This window comes from Parabacteroides sp. AF39-10AC, from assembly GCF_003635405.1.
Classification (GTDB): domain Bacteria; phylum Bacteroidota; class Bacteroidia; order Bacteroidales; family Tannerellaceae; genus Parabacteroides; species Parabacteroides distasonis.
On record NZ_QTLP01000069.1, the window covers coordinates 1 to 2,110 of the forward strand.

General features: G+C 42.2%; 4 protein-coding genes and 1 pseudogene. 1 reads left to right on the forward strand and 4 read right to left on the reverse strand.

Features of this window, described 5'->3' with window-relative positions; genetic code table 11:
- Positions 1 to 228, forward strand: a pseudogene (locus DW033_RS24140) (lysozyme); the annotation flags it as partial.
- A 72-nt stretch (positions 229 to 300) separates the two neighbouring features.
- Here the strand turns inward: DW033_RS24140 and DW033_RS24145 are convergent.
- The 4 genes from DW033_RS24145 to DW033_RS24160 form a co-directional block, all read right to left on the reverse strand.
- Positions 301 to 936, reverse strand: a complete 636-nt coding sequence (locus DW033_RS24145) for a hypothetical protein (protein ID WP_008645925.1) — start codon at positions 934 to 936, stop codon at positions 301 to 303.
- 164 nt (positions 937 to 1,100) lie between these two features.
- Positions 1,101 to 1,409 (reverse strand): hypothetical protein, encoded by a 309-nt coding sequence (locus DW033_RS24150; protein WP_008645916.1) that lies wholly within the window; start codon positions 1,407 to 1,409, stop codon positions 1,101 to 1,103.
- Between the two features lie 53 nt (positions 1,410 to 1,462).
- Entirely contained in the window at positions 1,463 to 1,768 is a 306-nt protein-coding gene (locus DW033_RS24155) for a hypothetical protein (RefSeq protein WP_032567514.1), read from the reverse strand.
- Entirely contained in the window at positions 1,708 to 1,938 is a 231-nt protein-coding gene (locus DW033_RS24160; RefSeq protein WP_008645914.1) for a DUF3873 domain-containing protein, read from the reverse strand. Before DW033_RS24160 ends, DW033_RS24155 begins: the two co-directional genes overlap by 61 nt.
- Positions 1,939 to 2,110 lie beyond the last annotated feature (172 nt).

Sequence of the window (2,110 nt, forward strand, 5' to 3'; positions counted from 1 at the left end):
CAGTTCGGGAAGGATTCGCTTCTGCTTGCCACGCTCGCCTACAATGTCGGTCCATATCGACTTTTGGGTAGCGGAAAGATTCCCAAAAGCACGCTGATCCGAAAGTTGGAGGCGGGCGACAGGAACATCTATCGGGAGTATATCGCTTTCTGCAACTACAAGGGGAAACGGCACGCCATGCTGCTCAAACGGAGAAAGGCGGAGTTTGCACTGTTGTATGTACCATAAATAATAAGTACCTGACAAAAGAAAATCCGATGAAGCCGCAACTTCATCGGATTTTCTAATATATTGCTGCTATCAGATAGTTTGAGATGGCAGTTCTTTTATATGAACTACATTATATTCTTTGCCTTTCTTTATGTCAGTTATCTCAAATTTTGTTCCTCTTTCAAATTCCACTTGATATTCAGGATACGGACAATCCTCTCCATGATTATATATTTTATATATTTCATAAGCTTTTGTTTGACCTTCCGGTAAAGGCTCAATTATCCATTTTATAGAATGAGCATTATCAAAATCATCTATTGATGTCGTAAAAAAGCCATTTACGGTAAAAATATCTCCAATCCTATTATTACCACGCATAAAACCATCATTGGCATATAACACAGGGTGAGTATTTTTAGGAGCTTTTCTTAATGCACTATCTAAGTTTTGGATTAAAACTTCTGTTAAGGCATTCAATTTACGCCTATTATACAGAGGTTCTTGTATGAACCGAGAACTACCAAAGCCTTCAAGGATGACGATACTTAATGCTTCTAAATCAGTCAAATTATATTCTTTATAATGTATTTTATTGACCTCTTTCAGATGTTGCATCGCTTTTATATGAGAATTCAACAACTCAACATCTCCTCCTCGTTTATATGCAGATGGATTGTGCTGATATATTGTTTCTACAATTAGTTGTAAATCTTCTATATTCATATTAATATACAAAAAAATAACAATGCAAAATTAGCCTTTTATGGCTAATTTTACATATTCAAATAAGAATTTTATCGAAGATTGGAACAAAGGTTTCTTTGCTACTTTCTTTGTCCGCCATCATGCTCACTGAAAGAAAGTAGGCGGCTTTCGCCGCCCATCGTTCAAAAACGGGTGTAAAGCCCCGTCACCATCGTGAACATTTCCTCCAGCATATCGCAATATATCCCCTCGTGCGTTTCTATGTCTTTCGTCTTGCACTCGAATGTCTTTTTGCTGAACGTCCTGCGGTAGAAGCGCATATTGTAGAGGTCTGCCCCTGCATCATAGATGATGTCAAGGCGGTTGGCACTCGTCTTGTTCCTCGCAAGGCTCATGCGTAAGCCGTTGCCCATGTCTATGAAGTCTTTGCTTCCCGTCATGGTGGCAAAGCGTCTGCCACCTATCTGCTCCAAAATTGTCTTCGCTATCATATTCGTTGTATTTTAGGCGTTATGTTGTGGCGGTGCGGACACCGCCACAACGTTCAAAATTCAGTTTTCTCGGCTATGGGTGTGCATCTTTCCAGCCACTCTTTCAGCCACTCCATGTTATACTCGCTCGTTATGACTGCCGTATGGCTGTCAATGGCAGTAAATCTGCTACTTTCATAGTTGTCTATCCACCCCTTCAGGGTATCAACTCCCCATGCTTCGGCATCATCAAACATTCCGTCCAATGCCTTGATTGGCTCGCTGAACTTGACTATCAGCGTTTGGTAGGCAACTTCGTTCATCGCTTGTCCTCCTTTCTTTCCTTTGCCGTCAGCCACTTGTCCCGTGCGGCTCGGCACTCGTCTAACGTGGGTTTCACACAAGAGAACAATTCCCCGTCCGTGTGGCGGTAGTCGTATTGCATAAGTGTCCGCTTACGTCTGCCGATACCCGTTTGGGACTTCTCGTATTTCTCTGTCCCTGCTTGCGTGCAGGTGCTTACTCCGTTGATGGTCATCCGTGTACTCATAATCGTTATTTTTAGATGGTTAGAAATGTACTGACAACACTCTGTTCTGCATCACTATTTCGGGGTTACTCGTATAGCGTTGGTGCAGGTAGAAATGATGTGAGCCGAAGCCGTAATAAAAGAACTTGTCAAGTTCGTGTTTCTCGGCAAAGTCCTTGACGCTCGCCCTTAA